Source organism: Hymenobacter aquaticus, assembly GCF_004765605.1.
Taxonomy (GTDB): domain Bacteria; phylum Bacteroidota; class Bacteroidia; order Cytophagales; family Hymenobacteraceae; genus Hymenobacter; species Hymenobacter aquaticus.
In genome coordinates this window covers 1,052,558-1,072,905 of record NZ_SRLC01000002.1, presented here as the reverse complement: position 1 = coordinate 1,072,905, position 20,348 = coordinate 1,052,558, and the positions used below count along the sequence as shown (strand labels likewise).

General features: G+C 59.8%; 20 protein-coding genes. 13 read left to right on the top strand and 7 right to left on the bottom strand.

The window, feature by feature from the left end:
• Positions 1-255 precede the first annotated feature (255 nt).
• The 4 genes from E5K00_RS17280 (at position 256) to E5K00_RS17265 (ending at position 4,055) form a co-directional block, all read left to right on the top strand.
• Entirely contained in the window at positions 256-1,644 is a 1,389-nt protein-coding gene (locus E5K00_RS17280) for a peptidylprolyl isomerase (RefSeq protein ID WP_135464530.1), read from the top strand.
• Between the two features lie 125 nt (positions 1,645-1,769).
• On the top strand, positions 1,770-2,735 hold the full coding sequence (locus E5K00_RS17275; RefSeq protein ID WP_135464529.1) for an AAA family ATPase: 966 nt from the start codon (positions 1,770-1,772) through the stop codon (positions 2,733-2,735).
• 91 nt (positions 2,736-2,826) lie between these two features.
• Positions 2,827-3,273 carry a hypothetical protein gene (locus tag E5K00_RS17270; RefSeq protein WP_135464528.1) on the top strand — a complete coding sequence of 149 codons (447 nt, stop codon included), beginning with the start codon at positions 2,827-2,829 and terminating at the stop codon, positions 3,271-3,273.
• A gap of 212 nt (positions 3,274-3,485) precedes the next feature.
• Positions 3,486-4,055 carry a GNAT family N-acetyltransferase gene (locus E5K00_RS17265; RefSeq protein ID WP_167856932.1) on the top strand — a complete coding sequence of 190 codons (570 nt, stop codon included), beginning with the start codon at positions 3,486-3,488 and terminating at the stop codon, positions 4,053-4,055.
• An 18-nt stretch (positions 4,056-4,073) separates the two neighbouring features.
• On the opposite strand, the gene E5K00_RS17260 is transcribed toward E5K00_RS17265, so the two are convergent.
• Positions 4,074-5,204, bottom strand: a complete 1,131-nt coding sequence (locus E5K00_RS17260; RefSeq protein ID WP_135464526.1) for a hypothetical protein — start codon at positions 5,202-5,204, stop codon at positions 4,074-4,076.
• A gap of 243 nt (positions 5,205-5,447) precedes the next feature.
• On the opposite strand from E5K00_RS17260, the gene recA reads away from it, so the two are divergent.
• The 9 genes from recA (at position 5,448) to tsf (ending at position 13,432) form a co-directional block, all read left to right on the top strand.
• Complete coding sequence (gene recA, locus E5K00_RS17255; protein ID WP_135464525.1) at positions 5,448-6,533, top strand: recombinase RecA; 1,086 nt, start codon at positions 5,448-5,450, stop codon at positions 6,531-6,533.
• Between the two features lie 206 nt (positions 6,534-6,739).
• The gene (locus E5K00_RS17250) at positions 6,740-7,564 is read left to right on the top strand and encodes a DUF3108 domain-containing protein (protein ID WP_135464524.1); all 825 of its coding nucleotides are present in this window, start codon (positions 6,740-6,742) and stop codon (positions 7,562-7,564) included.
• A 313-nt stretch (positions 7,565-7,877) separates the two neighbouring features.
• Complete coding sequence (locus tag E5K00_RS17245; protein ID WP_245328328.1) at positions 7,878-8,576, top strand: response regulator transcription factor; 699 nt, start codon at positions 7,878-7,880, stop codon at positions 8,574-8,576.
• Between the two features lie 153 nt (positions 8,577-8,729).
• Positions 8,730-9,809: a sensor histidine kinase gene (locus E5K00_RS17240; protein ID WP_135464522.1), complete on the top strand. Its 1,080-nt coding sequence runs from the start codon at positions 8,730-8,732 to the stop codon at positions 9,807-9,809.
• 36 nt (positions 9,810-9,845) lie between these two features.
• A complete protein-coding gene (locus E5K00_RS17235; protein ID WP_135464521.1) occupies positions 9,846-10,562 on the top strand; it encodes an RluA family pseudouridine synthase in 717 nt (238 codons plus the stop codon).
• Positions 10,563-10,771: 209 nt separating this feature from the next.
• Positions 10,772-11,224, top strand: a complete 453-nt coding sequence (gene rplM / locus E5K00_RS17230) for a 50S ribosomal protein L13 (protein ID WP_135464520.1) — start codon at positions 10,772-10,774, stop codon at positions 11,222-11,224.
• A 39-nt stretch (positions 11,225-11,263) separates the two neighbouring features.
• Positions 11,264-11,650 (top strand): 30S ribosomal protein S9, encoded by a 387-nt coding sequence (gene rpsI / locus E5K00_RS17225; protein ID WP_100337369.1) that lies wholly within the window; start codon positions 11,264-11,266, stop codon positions 11,648-11,650.
• 18 nt (positions 11,651-11,668) lie between these two features.
• Positions 11,669-12,436: a 30S ribosomal protein S2 gene (gene rpsB / locus E5K00_RS17220; RefSeq protein ID WP_135464519.1), complete on the top strand. Its 768-nt coding sequence runs from the start codon at positions 11,669-11,671 to the stop codon at positions 12,434-12,436.
• 159 nt (positions 12,437-12,595) lie between these two features.
• Complete coding sequence (tsf, locus tag E5K00_RS17215) at positions 12,596-13,432, top strand: translation elongation factor Ts (protein WP_135464518.1); 837 nt, start codon at positions 12,596-12,598, stop codon at positions 13,430-13,432.
• 572 nt (positions 13,433-14,004) lie between these two features.
• On the opposite strand, the gene E5K00_RS17205 is transcribed toward tsf, so the two are convergent.
• The 6 genes from E5K00_RS17205 to E5K00_RS17175 form a co-directional block, all read right to left on the bottom strand.
• Positions 14,005-15,069: a DUF3089 domain-containing protein gene (locus E5K00_RS17205; protein ID WP_135464516.1), complete on the bottom strand. Its 1,065-nt coding sequence runs from the start codon at positions 15,067-15,069 to the stop codon at positions 14,005-14,007.
• A gap of 132 nt (positions 15,070-15,201) precedes the next feature.
• Positions 15,202-16,365, bottom strand: a complete 1,164-nt coding sequence (locus tag E5K00_RS17200; protein ID WP_135464515.1) for an SHOCT domain-containing protein — start codon at positions 16,363-16,365, stop codon at positions 15,202-15,204.
• Between the two features lie 32 nt (positions 16,366-16,397).
• Complete coding sequence (locus tag E5K00_RS17195; RefSeq protein WP_135464514.1) at positions 16,398-17,126, bottom strand: coiled-coil domain-containing protein; 729 nt, start codon at positions 17,124-17,126, stop codon at positions 16,398-16,400.
• A gap of 51 nt (positions 17,127-17,177) precedes the next feature.
• Positions 17,178-17,426 (bottom strand): hypothetical protein, encoded by a 249-nt coding sequence (locus E5K00_RS17190; protein WP_135464513.1) that lies wholly within the window; start codon positions 17,424-17,426, stop codon positions 17,178-17,180.
• 674 nt (positions 17,427-18,100) lie between these two features.
• Positions 18,101-19,126 (bottom strand): YeiH family protein, encoded by a 1,026-nt coding sequence (locus E5K00_RS17180; protein WP_135464512.1) that lies wholly within the window; start codon positions 19,124-19,126, stop codon positions 18,101-18,103.
• A gap of 93 nt (positions 19,127-19,219) precedes the next feature.
• The gene (locus tag E5K00_RS17175; RefSeq protein WP_135464511.1) at positions 19,220-20,122 is read right to left on the bottom strand and encodes a LysR substrate-binding domain-containing protein; all 903 of its coding nucleotides are present in this window, start codon (positions 20,120-20,122) and stop codon (positions 19,220-19,222) included.
• Between the last annotated feature and the right edge of the window lie 226 nt (positions 20,123-20,348).

Genomic DNA, 20,348 nt, shown 5'->3' with positions numbered 1-20,348 from the left:
TTTCGGCGCTGCCTTAGCCAGAAGCCCCGGCCAACAACCGGGGCTTCTTTTTTGCCCGCCGCCCGCATGCAACGTGTGGGCCCGCGCCCGACTCCTTAGGCTACTTCCCGGCGCGGGCCGCCCCGCCGAGCCGTTGTTTTTGCCGGAGAAAGGATTTATGTTGAAATTTACGGGCGACTTTCTGCGTTTCAGAAGTCGACTGGCTTGGGCAAGTGCTTTGGCTGCTGCCGCCCGGGCATTATTCTTTTCGATTCCATGATTCAATTCGTTCGTTCATCGGCCCGCGGGGCCCTGCTTGGCATGGGTTTGCTGGCTGGCACTATCACCACTAGCTACGCCCAGCTCGGCGTGGGCCGCCCCGTCGGCCGGCAGCTGGCCGACGCCATCATCGTGAAGGTGGACAACCAGATTGTGCTGCGCTCCGACCTGGAGCTGGCCTACGCCCAGCAGGTGCAGCAGGCCCAGGGCAAGCCCGTACCGTCGGATCTGCGCTGCAAAATCCTGCAGAGCATCGTGCTCAACAAGCTGATGCTGGCCAAAGCCGAAACCGACTCGGTGGTGGTGGAAGATGCCCAGGTGAAGAACGAGTTGGACCGCCGCATGGCCTATTTCGTGCAGCAGATTGGCTCGGAGAAAAAGCTGGAGGAGTACTACAACAAGCCCATCAAGCAGCTCAAGGACGACCTGCGGCCCCAGGTGAAGGAGCAGCTGATTCAGCAGAAAATGCAGGAAACCATTGCCGGCAAAGTCTCCGTGACGCCGCGCGAGGTGCGCCAGTATTTCAACCGCATTCCCAAAGACAGCCTGCCCTACTTCTCGACCGAAGTGGAAGTGGGCCAGATTGTGAAGCTGGCCCAGGTGAACCCCAAGGCCAAGCAGGAAACCATTACCAAGCTCAACGACATCCGTGCCCGGATTCAGGCCGGGGAAAGCTTCGAGACGCTAGCCAAGCAGTACTCCGAAGACCCCGGCTCGGGGGCGCAGGGCGGCTACCTGGGCTTTTTCAAGCGCAAGGAGCTGGTGCCCGAGTACGAAGCCGCGGCCCTGCGGCTGGAGCCCGGCCAACTCTCGCCCATCGTGGAGTCGCAGTTTGGCTTCCACCTGATTCAGCTCATTGAGCGCAAAGGCGACAGTTACAGCACCCGCCACATTCTGCTCAAGCCCGCTGCCGGCGGCAGCGACGTGAACGAGGCGGCCACCCAGCTGGCCAAGCTGCGCACCCGCATTCTGGCCGACAGCCTGTCCTTCGCCAAGGCGGCCAAAGACAACTCCGATGACAAGCAGACCAGCGGCAACGGCGGCCTGCTGGCCAACCGCCAGGACGGCGGCAGCTACCTGCCCCTCGACAAGCTCGACCCGGCCATCTTCTTTACCATCGACACGATGAAAGTGGGCCACATCACCCCGCCCCTGCCCTACCGCACCGACGACGGCAAGGACGCCATGCGCATCATCTGGCTGAAGTCGAACACCCCGCCTCACCAGGCCAACCTGAAGGACGACTACCAGAAAATCTCGCAGGCGGCCCTGAATGAAAAGAAAAACAAGGCGCTGGACGAGTGGTTTCTGAAAAACCGCGGCTCCGTCTACCTCGAAGTAGACCCGCAGTATGCCGACTGCAAGCTGCTCGACGCGGTTTATTAACGGTGATTTAGTGATTTAGCGACTTAGTGAGTTTGATGTTCAACCCGCGCATTACGGCGCCAGCGGAACAACAACTCACCAAGTCGCTAAATCACTAAGTCACTAAATCACCATTTCACCTCTTCATGCGCACTTTCTCTTCTGATAAAGAAGCCGCCGACGCCCTGGCTGCCTCCTACCGTACGTTGCGCCAGGAAATCGGCAAGGTCATTATTGGGCAGGATGAAGTGGTCCGGCTGGTGCTGACGGCGGTTTTCTCCCAGGGCCACTGCCTGCTGGTGGGCGTGCCGGGGCTGGCCAAAACCCTGCTCATCCAGACCATTGCCGACTCGCTCGACCTGTCGTTCAACCGGATTCAGTTTACCCCCGACCTGATGCCCTCCGACATCGTGGGCTCGGAGACGATGAACCAGCAGCGCGACTTTCAGTTTGTGAAAGGGCCCGTGTTTGCCAACATCGTGCTGGCCGACGAAATCAACCGGACGCCGCCCAAAACCCAGGCGGCCCTGCTCGAAAGCATGCAGGAGTATTCCGTGACCGTCGCCGGCAAGCGCTACCCCCTGGAGCGGCCCTTCTTCGTGCTGGCCACCCAGAACCCGATTGAGCAGGAAGGCACTTACCCGCTGCCCGAGGCCCAGCTCGACCGGTTTATGTTCAACATCGAGCTGGGCTACCCCAGCTACGAGGCCGAGCTGCAGATTGTCAAGAACACGACGTCAGATACCAAGCCCAGCGTCAGCAAAATCCTGCACTCCGACGATATTCAGGCATTTCAGCACTTGGTGCGCCGCGTGCCGGTAGCCGACAACGTGGTGGAATACGCCGTGGGCCTGGTACACAAAACCCGCCCCAACACCGAGCGGGCCGCCTCGCGCGTAAACCAGCTGCTGGAGTGGGGTGCCGGGCCGCGGGCTTCGCAGCACCTCATCGTGGGCGCTAAGTGCAACGCCTTGCTCAACGGCAAATACTCGCCCGACATTGAGGACGTAAAAGCCATTGCCCTCCCGATCTTGCGCCACCGCCTGGTGCGCAACTTCAAAGCCGAGGCCGAAGGCATCAGCATCGACCAGATCGTCAGGGAATTACTGTAGGAAAGGTTAGTTGTCGGTTGTTAACTAACCAACTAACAACGAGCAACTAACAACTACCGAATCATCAACCAACAACTCAACTCTTTTCATCGTGGAAGTTCTCGGCTACTATCAGCAATTTGAGCGCAACATCGACATCATCCTTGCCGCGCTGCAAGCCGGCCTGGATCTGCGCACCACGCCCCTGGAAGTTTCCTTACCGCTGGAAGTGTACGTGCTCTGCGAGGTGCTCAACCAAGGCGGCGCCAGCTTCCGCCTGACCACCGAGGGCTTGGCCCGCCTGGCCGAGTTCGACGAGCAGTATGCCCAGCGCAAAGCCGAAACCGAAGCCGTAATGCAGCGCATTCTGGCCGACAAACGCTCCTCCATGCGCACGCCCGAAGGCCGCGTGCTGGTCAAGGAAATGCTGATCCGCCGCCTGGAGTACTTCAACGAAACGGCCCGCCTCGTCAACGTGATGCGCATTCAGCAGTCCTTGGGTAGCCCGGTGCAATACCAGCACCCGCACCTGAGCACCGGCGTAGCGCTGAAAAAGTAGCCGCTGGGCTCTTAATAAGCCGATAAAAAAAGCCACTCCGACCAGAGTGGCTTTTTTTATCGGCTGGTCAGCGGCACCCATTATTCCTGCGGCTCGTGGGGCCTCGTAAAAAGCCCGACGCTTTGCCACCCAGATTAATGCGGTTCGGGGCACTCCGCCCCAACTTTCCGGCCGCGGCTACGTGTAGCCAGGGTGTTCTGGCCATATCCCGTATGAGTGTTGCTGAGCTGCCCCAAGTCCCCGTCCGCGCGCCCCGCCTCACGCCGCGCCTCACGCTCCGGCCCTACGCCGCCGCCGACGCGGAAGCCTTTTTTACCGTCATCGACCAGAACCGGGAGCGGCTGCTGGCCGCGTTTCCCTCCCGCGTAGCCGCCGTTACTACCCTGGCTGATGCCCGGCAGGTGCTCCTGGCTTATCACCAGGACTGGCAGACGCGGCGCCTGTTTGTGTTCGGCATCTGGCACACGGCCTCCGGCGCTTACCTCGGCGACATCAGCCTGAAGCCGGCCTGGACCCGGGCCGTAACGGCGGAAATCGGCTATTACCTGTCGGCGCAGGCCGAGGGCCAGGGCTACGCCCAGGAAGCCTTGGCCGCGGCCGTAGCTTTCGGGTTTGAGCCCCCCATTCAGGCTACCCGCCTCGATATTCGCTGCTACGCCAACAATCCGCGCAGCTGCGCCGTGGCCGAGAAAGTCGGCTTCCGGCGGCTGCCCGCCCGCCCGCGCCTGTGGCCTTTGCGTACCCCCGAAATTCACTACTACAGCTTAGCGCCCCGGGCCTGACACTATCCACCGCCCGGCCTATTTGTCGCGCCGCAGCGTGGTCAGCAGAAACTCCTGGTTGAAGTTTAGGTACAGGGCAAAGGAGAAGTCGATGGACTTATTGCCCAAGTCGTACAGCGGCTCAAAGCGCGTGCTCAGCACCAGGTTGTCGGCCAGCTGGTAGTCTTTCAGCACGCGCAGAATCAGCAGTTCCCGGTACCGCTCGGTGTAGTTCGGGTCACTGACGGTGGAGGAAATCGAGCGGTACAGCCGGCCGCCGATGGGCGAAAAGAAGCCGTTGCCCCGCCAGTACGCCACCTGCAGGTTCGACAGGCGCGTGTCCAGCCCGGCATTCAGGTACAGGCCGTAGCCTTTGTCGAACGCCAGCTCCCGGGTAAAGGAATAGTCGATAAACTGCGTCACGTAGCCTTCCACCGAAACCGAGCGGAATAAATCCGAAGGCAGCTTTTTGCGCAGCCGCAGCCCGCTGGCCAGGTTGAAGTAGGTTTGCAGGGGCTTGGCAATGGTATCAATCTGCCCGCCACGGTGAAAGCCGGTAAACTGAAACGGCACGCCCACGCGCCAGCCCAGCGAATCTTCCAGCACCGTCGCCTCGGCCGCCAGGCCGCCGGCCACTTCTTCCTGAAAGTTGCTGTAGCGGTACTGCTGCCGCTGCCAGTCGACCCAGGCATCGAGCTTGACGCGGCGGGTGGTGAGCTGGTACTGCGTGCCTTCTTCCAGCGGCGTGGTCAGCACCCGCTCAAAGTCGAACAACGGCTCGATGTAGCCGTGCTGCACGTGGCCCTGAATGTTGCCCAGCAGCAGCCGGTGCGGGCCGTGCTGGTAAATAGCCGTAAACAGGGGCCGCACCAGCCAGAGCTTCTCGGTGCCGTAGTTTTTCTGCAGAAAGACGCCCGCCTCCAGCCGGAACTTCGAACTCGGGAAATACACCAGGCGCGTGGCCAGCTGGGTACCGTAGTACGTACGGCCGTCGTCAATCTTGTTGAAGTACTCGTTGTCCTTATTAAAGAGCAAGGCGCTAACCTGCAACCGTAGCTGCTGGTCGTTTTCCGGCCGCAGGTCGAGGGGCCGGTAGAAGGCGCGGTTGTTTAGCTGGGCCCGGCCGGGCGAGGCGGCCGCCAGAAAAAAAACGGCGGTAAAAAAAACCAAGCAAACTGGTTTTGCCTGGCAATCAGGGAGTATCTTTGACAAAAATTTTAGCATTGCTCTATACTCCGAAATTCAGCAAATTTTTTTAGCATTGCGGGGACAAAATATAGTCCGGTTGTGTTACCCATTGCCGACCAGGAACACCCCGCCCCGAACGTCATAAAAGGCCCCGGGCGGATTGTTTTAGCGGCTCAAAACGCCTACATTCACCAAACCTAAGCATTTATTCCCAACCCCATTCCAATGGCTGCACCCACCACTGATAAAGCTGTCAATCCGAACATCGAGAAGATGAAGGCCCTTCAGCTCACGATGGATAAGCTTGACAAAGCTTACGGCAAAGGCACCGTCATGAAGCTCAGCGACGAGCGTGTGGTCGATATTCCGGCCATCAGCACCGGCTCGCTCGGCCTTGACATTGCGCTCGGCATCGGCGGCCTGCCCCGCGGCCGGGTCGTTGAAATCTATGGTCCGGAATCGAGCGGTAAAACGACGCTCACGATGCACTGCATCGCCGAGGCCCAGAAGAAAGGTGGCATTGCCGCCTTCATCGACGCCGAACACGCCTTCGACAAAACCTACGCCGAAAAGCTGGGTATCGACACCACCAACCTGCTGATTGCCCAGCCCGATAACGGCGAGCAGGCCCTGGAAATAGCCGACCACCTGATTTCCTCGGGTGCCATCGACATTATCGTCATTGACTCGGTAGCCGCGCTGGTGCCCAAGGGCGAACTGGAAGGCGACATGGGCGACTCGAAGATGGGCCTGCAGGCCCGCCTGATGAGCCAGGCCCTGCGCAAGCTGACCGGTACCATCAACAAAACCGGCTGCTGCTGCATCTTTATCAACCAGCTGCGCGAAAAAATCGGTGTGATGTTCGGCAACCCCGAAACCACGACCGGTGGTAACGCCCTGAAATTCTACGCTTCGGTTCGTCTCGACATTCGTCGCATCGGCCAAATCAAGGAAGACAAGGACAACGTGACCGGCAACCGCACCAAGGTGAAGGTGGTGAAGAATAAAGTAGCGCCGCCCTTCAAAGTGGTGGAGTTCGATATCATCTACGGCGAAGGCATCAGCAAAGTCGGCGAGATTCTGGACCTGGGCGTCGACATGGGCATCATCGCCAAGTCGGGCTCCTGGTTCTCCTACAACGGCAACCGCCTCGGCCAGGGCCGCGAGGGTGTCAAGCAAATCCTGCTCGACAACCATGAGTTGGCCGACGAAATCGAACAGAAGATTCGCGACATGGTGAAAGGGGAGCCCGCCACGGCGCTGGCCGCCATTCCCACCGACGAGTCGACGGACGAGGACGACGACCAGTAATCCTTGCCTTTCATCGAAAAAGCCTCCTTGCGCAAGCGGGGAGGCTTTTTTTGTGCGTATATTACTAGGCTCAAAAAAGCGAATGGAACTCAGAAAGAGGATTTTCGTTCCTTTTGCCCGAGTACGATGTAGTTTCTGCGGTTACTGGTATCTTTGCTGGCATCCCGTTTGAATAAGCATCGGCCAAAACCATTTTGCCGTTTTCCATGAACCGTCGCTGGCTCCTGTTTTCCCCGCTGCTGCTTGCTTTCTGCGCCACCCTTTGGTCGTTCGACACCACCAAAACCGAGCGTACGATTCCCAATAATAGCTTTACCAAAGGCGAAGTGCTGCGCTATAAAGTGCACTACGGCCTGATCAACGCCGCCGAGGCCACGGTGGAGCTCTCCGACGAGATTCACAAGGTAAACGACCGGCCCTGCTACAAGGCCACCGTGACGGGCAAAACCACCGGCTCCTTCGACTTCTTCCTGCGCATCCGCGACACCTGGCGCTCCTACATCGACACGACGAGTATTCTGCCCCAGCGCTTTTTCCAGAACATTGAGGAAAACAGCTTCCGCAAAAAGGAATACATGGATTTCGACCACGGCAAAAACCTGGTGCAGGTCGAAACTCACCGCAAGCAGGACCCGGTCAAGAAAGGCAACTTCAAAACGCCCGACAACATCCAGGACATCGTCAGCGGCTTCTACTTCCTGCGGACCCTGAACTACGACAACCGTAAAATCGGGGAGGTTATCCGGGTGCAGGGCTTCTTCGACGACGAGGTCTTCAACATGGACGTGACCTACAAAGGCAAGGAAACTGTGGAAACCAAGGCCGGCGTCATCCGCGCCATCCGGCTGGTCCCGAAGATGCCGGAAAACAAGCTGTTTAAAGGGGAAAACGCCGTGTCGGTGTACCTCTCCGACGACCGGAATAAAATCCCGGTTCTGTTTCAGGCTGAAATGTTTGTCGGCTCCGTGAAAGTCGATATGTACAAATACCAGGGCCTGCGAAACCGGTTGAATCTGGTGGCCAAAAATTGATTCCGTTTCTAAAAGCGACCCCGCCCGGGTCGCTTTTTTTATGCCCGTAGCCCGAGTTTCTGCCCTTATGCATCCAACCAAGCCCCACGCTGTGCTGCCGCCTGAAACCTTGCCCAGAAAGAGCGCTAAGTCGCTTTTGCAGAACCTGGTTCCGAACCGGCATTGTCCGCCGGCCGGGGCGCGGCCGGTCCACAACCTGCGGCCAGACCTCGCGCCAGCGGCCCCGGTTCACAAAAAGGTAACACGTGCCACCATCCGGCAGGAAGTATTTTTGACCTCGCGCATTTTCTTTTACCCCCAAACCCCACGACCCGTGCACCCTACTCCTTCCTCCAACGCCTACAAGATTCTGGTAGTTGATGATGACCCGGACATCGTGGAGCTGCTGGAATACAACCTGCGCAAAGAAGGCTACCTCGTGGCCAGCGCCCCCGACGGCCGCAAGGCGCTGGAAGTAGCCCCGCAGTTCGGCCCCGACATCATCCTGCTCGACGTGATGATGCCCCACCTCGACGGCATCGACACCTGCCGGCAGCTGCGGGCCATGAGCCGCTTCAAGGAAACCTACATCATCTTCCTGACGGCCCGGGCCGAGGAGTTTTCGGAAGTCGCCGCCTTCGACGCCGGCGCCGACGACTTCATTGCCAAGCCCATCAAGCCCCGGGCCCTGATGAGCCGCCTAGCTGCCTACGTGCGCCGCGACCATGACACCTCGGCCGTATCAGATACCATCGAAATCAACGGGCTGACCATCGACCGGACGGGCTTCGCCGTGTTCCAGGAAGGCCGCAAGATTTCGTTGCCCAAAAAGGAATTCGAGCTGCTGGCCTTCCTGGCGGCCTCGCCCCACAAGGTGTTTGGCCGCGAAGAGCTGCTGCAGAATATCTGGGGCAACGACGTTTTCGTGCTGGCCCGCACCGTGGACGTGCACGTGCGCAAAGTGCGCGAAAAAGTAGGTGACCACCACATTCAGACCATCAAGGGCGTCGGCTACAAGTTCAACGCCGATTAAACTTTTGACCCCTCGTCTGTCATCCTGAGCCCCGCGCAGGACCTTATCACGCGTGAACGAGTCGTTTTACCGATTGTCGCTCGGCGGGGATGAGGGCCACTGCAAGCTCAGGATGGCAGATTTGTTTTTACCTCCTACTCCTGCGTGCTTCGCATGAACCTCTCGTCCCGCACCATTGCCCTGCTGATTGCCCTGCTCGTGGCGGGCGTACTCAGCACCTTTGCCTGGGTGGCGCCTACGCTGCCGATGCGGCAGGCCGTGCTGGCTACCGGCATTACCGTGGCGGCCTGCTTCCTGCTGGTGTATCTGTCGTTTGAGGCCCTGATTTTTCGGGAAATCAACAACATCTACGCTGGCCTGGAGAACATCAAGCGCAAGGAGTTCCGCAAGCTGTCCAACAAGTTTCTGTTCCGCCCCGAGCCGCTGAAGCGGATGCGCGACGAAATCCTGGAAATGGCCGAGCGCAAGGAGCGGGAAATCGACGAGCTCAAGCGCCTGCAGGCATTGCGCCGCGAGTTTCTGGCCGACGTGTCGCACGAGCTGAAAACCCCGATTTTTGCTGCTCAGGGCTTTCTGCACACCGTGCTGGACGGCGACATGGACGACGACTTTCTGCGCCAGAAGTTCCTGACCAAAGCCGCCACCAGCCTCGACACGCTCGATACGCTGGTGCAGGACCTGGTCACGATTTCGCAGCTGGAAAAGGGCGTGGTGCGCATGCGCAAGCACAGCTTCGACCTGGCGGCGCTGGTGCGGGAAATCTTCGAGCAGTTGGAGCTGAAGGCCGCCCAGCGCCAGGTGTCGCTGGAGCTTTTTCCGCCTTCCCTGGCGACTGAGCCGCTACTGGTAATAGCCGACCGTAACCGCATCCGGCAGGTGCTGGTCAACCTGATTGACAACGCCATTAAGTACGGCAAGGAAGCGGGCCACGTCACGGTGAGCCTCGTGGAAGGCAGCAAAGTAGTGCGGGTGGCCGTCCGCGACGACGGGGCCGGCATCCCGAAGCAGCACCAGAACCGCATTTTCGAGCGGTTTTACCGCATCGACAAAAGCCGCTCCCGCGACTCGGGCGGCTCGGGGCTGGGGCTGGCCATCAGCAAGCACATCGTGGAGGCGCACAAGTCCGTGATTCGGGTGCGCAGTGAGGTGGGCGTGGGCACGACGCTGGAGTTTAAGCTGCCCAAGCCCCGGCAGCCGAAGGCCGTTGCGGAAGTAAGTGCGCCCGAAGCCTAAGCATCCCAGGACTTCGGCGTACCTTTGCGGCCCGCTATGAAGAAGAACATCGATTTTAAGGACCTGATTCTGTTCGAGGACGACGACTTCGTGGTCATCAACAAGCCCCCGTTCCTGGCCACGCTCGACGAGCGGGTGGGCGGTGCGCCCAATATCCTGCGCATGGCCCGGGAGTACTCCGACGACATGCAGGCCTGCCACCGCCTCGACAAGGAAACCTCGGGCGCTCTGGCTCTGGCCAAAAACCCGGAAGCCTACCGCCACCTCTCGATGCAGTTTGAGAACCGCGAAGTGAAAAAGCTCTACCACGCCGTGGCCTGGGGCGTGCACCAGTTCGACAACAAGCTGGTGGACCGCAGCATCGAAACCACCACCAAGGGCAAGGCGCGCCTGGCTTACAAGGGCAAGCCCGCCGAAACCTACTTCACCACCCTCGAGCCCTTTGCCCGCCACACCCTGGTGCAGTGCGTGCCCATCACCGGCCGCATGCACCAGATCCGGCTGCACCTGATGTACCTGCAGGCCCCCATCGTGGGCGACGTGGTGTACGGCGGCGAGGACTTCTACCTGTCGTCGCTGAAGAAGAAGTTCAACATGAAGGAGGGGGAGGAAGAGCAGCCGTTTATCAAGCGCTTCGCCCTGCACGCGGCCAAGCTCACCTTTGCCCGCCTGGGTGGTGAGGAAGTTACCATCGAAGCTCCCTACCCCAAAGATTTTCGGGTGCTGGTCGATACGCTGCGGCAGTATAGCTAGGTGTTAATGCTTCGTTGGCGCGCAACGCCGCCGGTTTTGGCGTTGCGGGCCGGCAGCTAAAAGGGCCAACGCCGGTAAGTGAATGGGTTTTAAGCGGATAATTCTGCCCAGCCCTTTGCTTCGTAAGTGAAAAAGGGTAACTTTGTGTCCGTTTTTCCCGAACCCTTGCTGGGTTCTCTCTCATTTTCAAACGCTTACTCAACTCCCCAATGGATCATCTGAGCTTCAAGACGGTGTCCGTCAACAAAGCCAACGCCAACAAGGGCTGGGTCGTGATTGATGCTGGTGACAATACCCTGGGCCGTCTGTCCAGCCAAGTTGCCAATATCCTCCGCGGCAAACACAAGCCCTCGTTCACGCCCAACTCTGATTGCGGCGATTCGGTTATCGTTATCAACGCCGACAAACTGCGCGTGACGGGTAAAAAGATGACCGAAAAAATTTACGTGTCGCACTCGGGCTACCCCGGTGGCCAGAAGCGCAAATCGATGCGTGAGGTGATGGAGAAATCATCGACCCGCGTTATCGAGCACGCTGTGCGCGGCATGCTGCCCCACAACCGTCTGGGTCGTGAGCAGTTCCGCAACCTGTTCGTGTACGAAGGTGCCGAGCATCCTCACCAGGCTCAGCAGCCCGCCGCTGTTGATCTGAAAAACCTGTAAGCCTCATCCGCTTTCCCTTTTTTCTCTAATTCTTCATTAATGGAAATCTCCAACACCTCTGGTAGAAGAAAAACCTCGGTGGCTCGCATCTACATGCAAGCCGGGCAAGGGAATATCACTATCAACGGCCGGGAAATGAAAGCCTATTTTGGCAATGAACTCCTGGAAAACATCGTGAACCAGCCTTTGAACACGGTTGAGCAGCTCAACCAGTATGACATCAAGGTGAACGTGCGCGGTGGTGGCATCTCGGCTCAGGCTGAAGCCATCCGTTTGGCCATCTCGAAAGCCCTCGTGGGTGACAACGCCGAAGTGCGGCCCGCCCTGAAAAAAGAAGGCTTCCTGACCCGTGACCCCCGCATGGTGGAACGTAAGAAATTCGGTAAGCGCAAAGCTCGTCGTTCGTTCCAGTTCTCGAAACGCTAAACCCAGAGGAACCTTATCATGGCTCAGTCCACCACGTATAAAGAACTGCTCGACGCAGGTGCCCACTTTGGTCACCTTACGCGCAAGTGGGACCCGAAAATGGCGCCGTACATCTTCATGGAGAAGAACGGCATCCATATTATTGACCTGAACAAAACCCTGGTTTCGCTGGAGCAAGCCGCCACTGCTATCCGCAACATCGCCAAGAGCGGTCGGAAAGTAATGTTTGTTGCTACCAAGAAGCAGGCGCAGGAAATCGTTACCGAAGAGGCCAAGCGCCTGAAAATGCCATTCGTTACCGACCGGTGGTTGGGTGGCATGCTCACCAACTTCGCCACGGTTCGCAAGTCGCTGAAGAAAATGAGCACCATCGACAAGATGGTGAAGGAAAACACGGCCTACGCAGCACTTGCAAAGCGTGAGCGTCTGATGCTGTCGCGCGAGCGGGAGAAGCTGGAGCGTGTACTGGGCGGCATTGCCGACCTGAGCCGTCTGCCCGCTGCCCTGTTCGTTGTGGACGTAAAGCGTGAGCACATTGCCGTTAAAGAAGCCCAGAAACTCGGTATCCCCGTTTTCGCTATCTGCGATACGAACTCGAACCCCGAGCTGGTAGACTTCCCGATTCCGGCTAACGACGACGCCTCGAAGTCAATTTCGCTGATCGTTGGTATCATCAGCAAGGCTATCGAAGAAGGCTTGTCGGAGCGCAAAGTCGACAAAGACGAAGCTGACAAGAAGCAGTCGGAAGACGAAGGCATCAAAGAAAAGCTGGCTGCTGACGAATAGTCCGGCTACCTAGTGAGAAGAGGGGAACATGCGAAGCACTCGGCTCCGGTGTTCCCTTTTTCTTTAGGTACTCCTCCTCTTCTGTTGCCTATTCAGAACCGGCCCCTACTCCGGCCGGTTCTATTCTCATAACATCCCCTCCTCTTAACTCTCACAAGAATGGCCGCAATTACCGCCGCAGACGTGAACAAGCTCCGCACCATGACCGGTGCAGGCATGATGGATTGCAAAAAAGCGCTGACCGAAGCCGATGGCGACTTCGAAGCTGCCCGTGACATTCTGCGCAAGCAGGGTCAGAAAATTGCTGACAAGCGTGCTGACAACGAAACGTCGGAAGGCTTTGTAGCCGTAGCCGTAAGCGAAGACGGCACCTCGGGCAAACTGGTAGCTCTGGCCTGCGAAACGGAATCGGTAGCCAAGGTTGCCAACTTCCGCGAGCTGGTACAGCGTATTCTGGATGCTGCCGTGCGCACCAACGCTACCTCGCAGGAAGAGCTGCTGGCTACCAAGGAAGATGATGGCCTGACCATTCAGGAGCACATCACCGACCTGATGGGCAAAATCGGCGAGAAGCTGAACCTGACCTACGCCACCCTGACCGCCGAGAAAGTAGCTTCCTACATCCACTCGGACAGCAAGAAAGGCGTACTGGTGGGCCTGAAGAACGTAGGCGACGCTGATACCGCTGCCGTTGGCCGCGACGTAGCCATGCAGATCGTAGCCATGAAGCCCGTTGCCGTTGACAAAGACGGCGTAGACGCTTCGATCACCGAGCGCGAAATCGAAATCGGCAAAGAGCAGGCGCGTGCCGAAGGCAAGCCCGAGGCTATGCTGGAGAAAATTGCCCAGGGCAAGCTGAACAAGTTCTACAAGGAAAACACCCTGTTGAACCAGGAGTTCGTGAAAGACAACTCGCTGACCATCGCTCAGCTGCTCGACAAAACGTCGAAAGGCATGACCGTAACCGACTTCAAGCGCGTGGCCATCGGTGCCTAAGCTATAGAAGCTGATACACTAAAAAGCCCCGCTGGCGTTATGCCAGCGGGGCTTTTTTTATAGATCTAATTCGCATGACCGAAGCGCGTAAGAAATTATACCGTGAATTGCTCTATTGGGCAATGGTTGATATAAAGCAACATAGTTACAGCCGTAGCTTTCTCTTCAACTTATGGCACAGGCGCAGTTATAAGACAAGGCTTGGGTTTGTATGGGCTATTACCCAATGGCTACACAATTTGGCTTTGCTTTCCGCTGACGACTTCGACGGGTTTAGAGAGGATTGGTTCTGGCAAGGATACACCGAGTTTCGGCAGGAATTCCCGGCTAACCGTTGGGCACCTTTCACGGAGAGTGTGCTTGAAAAATTGCGGAAGCAACCGTAAGCCCGCTTTTATAGGCAAACACTCGGCAGAATAACACAAGCCTAGAATCAATCAGTGGCTTTGCTCCGTCACAGACTTCCGCCGGCTAGCGCCCCCAATTAAATTCTTCGCCAGCGCGGCCAGCAGCAGTAGGGCCAGCAGGCCAATCAGGACGCGGGGCCAATTGATATTCTTCATACAGGAGCTTTACGGGCGTTGGGGCTGGGCGGTGTAGGCCTGCACCCGCGTCACGGCGTTGCGGCGCAGGTTGAGGTAGAACAGGGCGTAGTCGGCAATGTGGAAGGAGTGGCGGAGCTGGGGCTGGCCGGGCAGCAGAAAGCGCGGGTAGCCGATGGGCTTGGGCACGTTGATCCAGAGCAGGCCATTGTGCACCTGGGCCCCGACGACGGCCGTGTCAATCCGGGCGAAATTGAGCGGCACTCCTCCCCTGTTCAGGCGGGCCGGGGCCGCCGTGGTGTCGAGGATCCAGGTGAGGGGGTTGGTGGCCAGACCGCCGGCGAAGGGCGGGTACTCGTTGCCGGTTTCCACCGAGTTCCAGCCCACGTAGCAGCCGGTCTGGGTAGAATCCTGGCAGGGGCGCAGCGTTTGGTACTCGTCGGTTTTGACTTTGAAGCCGATGAGGTAGGCCACCACCAGCTGTTTGCGCAGTTTGGGGTTGTTATCAAAAAACTCGTGGAGCAGGCGCGTGGCGTGAAACGTGCCCTGGCTGTGGCCGGCAATGATGATGGGCCGGCCCTGATTGTAGTGGGCTAGGTAATACTGAAACGCGGCTTTCACGTCGGAATACGCCAGGTCCAGGGCTTCTTTGCCGTTGCTGCTCTTCTCATCAAAGAAAGAATACAACGTGGCCTGCCGGTAGCGCGGGGCGTAGACGCGGGCCGCGGCGTTGTACACGGTGGCCTGCTTACGAATGGTGCTGTTGTCGGTAAACAGGTTCAGGCGCGCATCGGCGAGGTCGGCATTCCAGGAAAAGCTCTTGTAATAGGTCGTGGGATGCACGTAGAACACGTCGGCCACGGCGGTTTGCTGCTGGTCGCGCAGGCCCGAGCCCAGGGGCACCACGTCGGCCGAGTCGCGGCGGGTGGGCAGGGCGGCCCAGGTATCGGGCTGGGCGTAGTCGGGGGCGGTGGCGGGCTGGTAGGCGGTGAACTGCTTGCCCGGCTTGATAATCTTCAGGCAGGAACTCAGGCTGCCGAGGGCCAACAGCGCCGCACTTAGATACAACGGCCGGTATAGAGCGGGAATACGCATGAGTAAGAATAGCTGAAACACAAAAATAGCTCACGCAACCCGGTTGCGTGAGCTATTTTTAGTTATAAAGCACTGCAACGTCAGCACGCGAGATTCCTGGGCAAGCTCGGAATGACGTTCTGCGTTCTTAGCCTAATCGGTGAACGTGTTTTCTAGGAGGCGTTCCTGGCGCAGGTACTTGATTTTGTAGTTCTTATCGAAACGCACCCGCACCTGGGCCCGGGTTTGCTGGTGCTTCTGCTGCGACTGGCGGAAGGCCTGGCTTTTCTCCAGGAAGGTCACCACGCGCGACCCGTCGTTGGCCGCGTCGCTGATCTGCAGGCTGCCCGGCTCGATTTCGGAGGAGGCTTCCAGAAACTCGGGGAAGTGGCTGCGGGTCAGCTCCTCGTTGATGGCGGCCGGCGTGGTATTCTGCAGGGTATAGAACCGCTCGACGGAGGGCGCGAAATACTGCGCGGCACTGAACGGCGCGGCTTTCATATCCTCGTAGTAAGCCGACAGGGTGCTTTCGATGCGGCTGCGCACGGCGCTGTCGTCGGCGGGGGGTGCGGCGGGCGTAGCTTCCGGGGCCGGCGCAGTGGCGGGCTGGGCCGCCGCCGAATCAACGGCCGGAGCCGTAGCGGGTGGCAAGGCCGGGGCCACGCGCACGGTTTCGGGCGCGGCAGCGGGGGGCAGGTCAATCTGCTCGGCCTGGGGCCCAACCTCAGGGCTGGTGCTGAGCGAGTCCTGGCCGGTCTGGCTGATGCTGCTCAGGTGCTCCGACTCGCGGTTGCCCAGCGTCAGGTAGGCAATCAGCGCGAGCAGGGCCAGGATGCCCCCCACGATAAGAATGGTCGACAGCGGGCTGCGGGCCGGGGCCACGTAAGCCGCTTCATCGGGCTCGTCGGGCAGCTCCGCGGCCTCGAAGGCGGGAGTTGGGGGCGGCGGTACGCTAGAGTAAATGGGCTCGGCGGGGCGGGTGGGCGCGGCGGACGGGTTGAGGGGCACCACCGGCGGGGCCGTGGGCGAGGTGGGCGGCAACGACGAAATAGGTGGCGTAACCGGCCGCTCCGGCTCCGACACAATCGGCACGAGCACCGGTGGCGGCGGCGTGCTGGGCAGGCTGGGAGCTACGGGCGGCGCGGCCGTAACCGGCGGCACCGGCCCCGGTGGCACTGGCGCGGCGGCGGGCGGGGTCGGCTCGCTGAACAGCAGCTTTTGCTTCAGCGTGTCAAACTCGGCCTGGGTAATAGTGCCCGCGTCCAACCATTCTTTGAGCTGGCGCAGGGTATCGAGGGGCGACGGGTCTTTTTCCATAGGGAGGAGCTGTTCAGCGGGGTGGAAGCAGCCTATTTACGGTCCAGAGCCGACAGACGGTCACGGCGCTTTTGCAGCTGCACTTTGCGCAGCTCCATTTGCTGGCCGTTGGTGATGAGCTTCACCGAGTCTTCGCGGGCTTTCAGGGTGTTGCTGATGTTGGTTTGCTTCAGGGCCTCGATGCGGGCCAGGTTGCTGGTCGTGTTGGCGTCGAGCGAAGTAATTTCCTTTTGCAGCCGCTCCTTTTCCTTCTCGGCGTCCTTGAGCTGCTTTTCGGCCTCGGCAATCTTTTCCTTGTAGGCCTTGATGCGGGCCGCGCCGGCGAAGCTCTGGGCCATGCTGCGCAGGGCGGCAAACTCGGTCGGGGTTTTATCGGGGTTCAGAAAGGTATCGGCACCAAACGCGGCGAAAACCGACAGCTCCGAGGTCGTGTCCGATGGGGAGGTAACCATCGAGTAGAAGTCGATGAGCTTGCCCGACACGCTGGAGGCGGGAGTTTGCTTGGCCACCAGCACGTCTTTTTTGCCCACTCCAAACACCCCGTCGCCCTTGAGGCGGATGTTGTAGGTGTCTTTCAGCCAGCTCTGCCAGAAGTCGCGGGTCCAGGCGGCGGTGCCTTCCACCTGCACCTTCACCGCGTCGCGCTCCTTCTTCTCGAAGTTGACGGTGCTGGTGCGGGCTTCGTAGAGCTGGGCGCTGGCTTTGGGCGTCACGAGGCTGAAACAGGCCGCCAGCAACAGGGTGGAAACAAGGAATTTCATGGTCGAAAGAATCGGGAATAAGTCAGAAGGCAAAAGCAGCGTGGGCTGCGGTTAATAAATATCGTGCCGCTCGAAGGCCGCCTGCAAATCGTGGCGCATCTGGGTGAAGCGCAGCACGGCGGCGGCAATGAACTCCTCGTCGAGCAGCAGGCGCACGTCGGCCTCGCTGGTCACGTCCATTTCGCTCACCTTGTAGGTTTGCTCGAAAGGGCCTTTTTCCAGCTTGATGAGGTATTTCCCGTTCCAGGAAAAGAGCGTGATTTTGGCATCCGGATGCGGAATGTCGGCGAGCTGGCGCATGGCGGCAAGAATTGGCGGAAATGGATGGGCGAAGATAGGTAGCCCGGCGCAACTCCCCTGCCGCCAAGCTCGACATAACACCCCCACGGGGGCCGCGTATGGGGTTTTGAGCCCCCAGACCGCTCTTTCTGCCACCTAACGACTTTTCAAGCCTGCCCGGAGCAGACAAATCGGCCTACCCCGACAAGCAAAAGCGGCAGGCGGCACATATCGAAGAAGGCTACGAAAAGCGCGGCCTCCCGGAAGACGAGGCCGAGCGCCGGGCCTGGGCCACCGTCAACAAGCACGACGGCGGCGGCAAGCAAAGTGGCTCGGGCCGTAAGAAATCCGACGACAAGTAGGCTATCCGGCAGCAAACCGAAAAGAGGCCATTCCTACCAAGGAACGGCCTCTTTTCGCTTCATGGCCCAAGCCGACAGCGCCAGATTGCTTCGCGACTCCGAGTCGCGGTATTGCGACTCCAAGCCGCAATGCCGCGACTCACAGTCGCAACGTCGCGTCTTCGAGTCGCAGTGTCGCGACTAGGAGTCGCAATACCGCGACTGTGAGTCGCAGAGGCGCAGCTCGGAGTCGCAAGGTTGCGACTGTGAGTCGCAATACCGCGACCGGAAGTCGCAAGGGCGCGGCTGTGAGTCGCAGGGTCACGACTTACAGCCGCGCGGATTTTTTGGGGCTTAGCTTACCGTGTGCAGAATGGCGTAGAGCGAGGCGGCCGAAATAGTGAGCCACAGCAGCACGGCCTGCACGAAGGGCCGCATCCCCACCGAGCGCAGCACCTGGGCCGACAGCCCGGCCCCAATCAGGAACAGCGTCAGGGTGAGGCCCACCTTGGCCAGCTTCACCGCCACCGGGGCCAGGGGCGTCAGCGCCGGCACGTAGGTATTGAGCAGCATGGCCCCGATAAAGCCCAGAATGAAGTAGGGCAGCTTGACTTTCGCGCCGGGCGTTTTGAACAGGAACGCCGTGCCCAGGGCCACCGGGATAATCCAGAGGGCGCGGGCCAGCTTCACGGTGGTGGCAATCTGCAGGGCCTGGTCGCCGTAGTGGCTGGCCGTGCCCACCACCGAGCTGGTATCGTGAATGGCAATGGCGCACCAGAGGCCAAACTGGTTCTGGCTCATGTGCAGGGCGTGGCCCAGCTGCGGAAAGACGAACAACGCCACCGAGTTCAGGATAAACACCGCGCCCAGCGCCACCGACATCTGCGACTCGTCGGCCTTGATAACCGGGCCCACGGCGGCAATGGCGCTGCCCCCGCAAATGGCCGTGCCGCTGGCAATCAGGTGGGACGTTTTCCGGTCGAGACGCAGCCAGCGGCCCACGAAGTAGCCCAGCGTGAGCGTGCCGGCAATGGAAGCCACCGTGAACAGAATGCCCTCCTGCCCGGCCTGCACCGCCGCGTGGGCGTTCATGCCAAAGCCCAGCCCAATGACCGACCACTGCAGCAGCTTGCCCGTAATACGCCGGCTCTGGGCCTGAAACGGGTTGCCAATCACCAGGGCCACGAGCAGCCCCAGCAGCAGCGCCAGCGGCGGGGAGCCCAGCGGCGACACGCACACGAGCAGGGCCAGGGCAAACAGCAGGCGCTGCGGGGTGAGAGACGGAAAAGCCGGCAGCGGATGCCGCAAAAAGGCGGCAAACGCACTGTGCGCCGCTTCCGGGGAGGACAGTTGCGGGGCGGGGTGGTGGGAAACTTTCATGGGTGGGGCGGGAGCAATAACTACCCCAAAAGTACGCTTCCCCTACCCGCTTCGATAATCAAAAATGATTATGGAGTATTACCTCAGGTTATACTACGACTGACTGAAGGCCTGTTGGGCGTACAGCAAAAACCGCCTTGCCGGGGCTGCCAGCGGCTGCCCCTGCAACCATACGGCCTCAAACTGCCGGGCCAGCGTGAGGTTCTGCACCGGCACTATTTCGAGCCGGCCGGCCTCAATGTCCTTCTTCAGCGCCTGCTTCGACACGAAGCCCAGGCAGTCGGCCGCCGCTTCCAGATACGACTTGATGGCCTCGGTATTATCCAGGTACAGGGCCACCTTCAGGTCGGAGAGCTTGACTTTGTGGGTGCGCAGGGCAAATTCCAGCACTTCCAGCGTGCCCGAGCCCCGCTCCCGCAGCACCAGCGGGTGGCGCAGGGCCTCAATCAGGGGCAGGGGGGCGGGGGGCGGGCCCGCCGGGGTGGCGCGGCGCACGGCCACCAGCTCGTCGTCGAGCAGGGGCTCGTAGTGCAGGTCGCGGTTTTTCACCTGTCCTTCCACGAAACCCAGGTCGATGTGGCCGTGGAGCAGCGACTCGGCAATCTGCTCGGAGTTGCCGTTGTAGAGCGTCAGCTCGATGTGGGGAAAGCGGGCCTGGAAGCCGGGCAGAATGGGCGGCAGCACGTACTGGGCCAGCGTGGTGCTGGCCCCCAGGCGCAGGCGGCCGGCGGCTTCGGCGTGCAGGCCGTGGAGCTGGTCGGTGAGCTGCTGGTGCAGGCTTTCGACGGCGTCGGCGTGGGTCAGGAGCAGGCGGCCGGCTTCGGTGAGCGTGACGCGGTTGCCGCGCCGCTCAAACAGCCGCTGGGCGTAGCTGCGCTCCAGCTCCCGGATGTGCTTGGTAATGGCGGGCTGGGTGATGAACAGCTCCTGGGCGGCTTTGGTGAAGCTCAGATGGCGGGCCACCGACTGAAAGACGCGAAGACGAAAATCGGGCATGGGCGCAAGGTAAGCCTAGTTGATTGTTGATTGTTGCTAGTTGTTAGTTGTTGGTTATTAGCCGTCTGTCATCCTGAGCCCAGCGAAGGACCTTACCACGCCTGAACAAGTCGTTGTTACGCTGGTCGTTCTTATCCCAGAAGGTCCTTCGCTGGGCTCAGGATGACAGACAACCATCAACGGACAACTAACAACTGACAGCTACCTTGCACTACCAATTCCTTTT